Source organism: Thermodesulfovibrionia bacterium, assembly GCA_030646035.1.
GTDB lineage: Bacteria > Nitrospirota > Thermodesulfovibrionia > UBA6902 > UBA6902 > JACQZG01.
Window position 1 is genome coordinate 1 of sequence record JAUSMY010000028.1, and the last position, 1,032, is coordinate 1,032.

At 69.4% G+C, this 1,032-nt stretch carries 2 protein-coding genes; both read left to right on the plus strand.

Going from position 1 to position 1,032, the window contains the following annotated elements; translation table 11 throughout:
• The first annotated feature begins 21 nt into the window (after nt 1-21).
• The gene (locus tag Q7U10_03705) at nt 22-843 is read left to right on the plus strand and encodes a metal ABC transporter ATP-binding protein (GenBank protein ID MDO8281721.1); all 822 of its coding nucleotides are present in this window, start codon (nt 22-24) and stop codon (nt 841-843) included.
• Nucleotides 840-1,032 (plus strand): metal ABC transporter permease (locus Q7U10_03710; protein ID MDO8281722.1); only part of this gene is annotated, 193 nt, incomplete at its 3' end. The genes Q7U10_03705 and Q7U10_03710, both read left to right, overlap by 4 nt.

Here is a 1,032-nt window from a genome sequence, read left to right on the forward strand (position 1 = left end):
CTTGCCTGCGGTGGCGCTGCTGTGGCTGGCTGTGGCCTGGGCCCAACTGGAGGTGGCGCCGTGGTGAGCGCCCGCCCGGTGGTGTCACTGCACAACCTGACGGTCAGCTACCGCCAGCACCCGGCCCTGCACCACATCAGCGGCAACTTTGCGCCGGGCTCGCTGACCGCAGTGGTCGGGCCCAACGGCTCGGGCAAGAGCACGCTGCTCAAAAGCATCGCCGGCCTGCTGCCTATCGAAGGCGGCCGCTCCGGCGGCGCGCTGACCGTGGCGCCGCCGCGCGCGCGCATCGCCTACCTGCCGCAATTGGCCGACATCGACCGCAGCTTTCCGATTGACGTGCGCGACTGCGTGCTGCTGGGCTGCTGGGGCGCAACCAGCGCCTGGGGAGCTGTCAACCGGGCCATGCTGGAGCGGGTCGATGCGGCCCTGCAAGCCGTCGGACTGGAGGGTTTTGAGCGCCGCAGCATCGGCAGCCTGTCCAGCGGACAGCTGCAGCGGGTGATGTTTGCCCGCATGCTGGTGCAGGACGCCGAGCTGATTTTGCTCGACGAGCCCTTCAACGCGATCGACGCCAAAACCACTGCGGCGCTGCTGGGGCTGGTGCAGCAATGGCACCAGCAGCAGCGCACCGTGATTGCCGTGCTGCACGACGATGAAATGGTGCGCCGGTATTTCCCCGACACCCTGCTGCTGGCACGTGAACTGGTGGGCTGGGGCGCCACGGCAGACGTGCTGACCGAGCCCCATTTGCAGCGCGCCCGCGCCATGGCCGAGGCGTGGGACGAGGCTGCCGAACGGTGCGACATCGACACCCTCGCGCCCCAGAAGACCACCGCATGATGGCGCTCGCCGCCTGGCTGTGGGACACGGCCTGTGCACCGTTTGCCGCATTCGCCTTCATGCGCCGCGCGCTGGTGGCCACGCTCGCGCTGTCGCTCAGCGCTGCGCCGCTGGGGGTGTTTTTAACGCTGCGGCGCATGAGCTTGCTGGGCGACGCGCTCAGCCACGCCGTGCTGCCAGGCGTGGCGA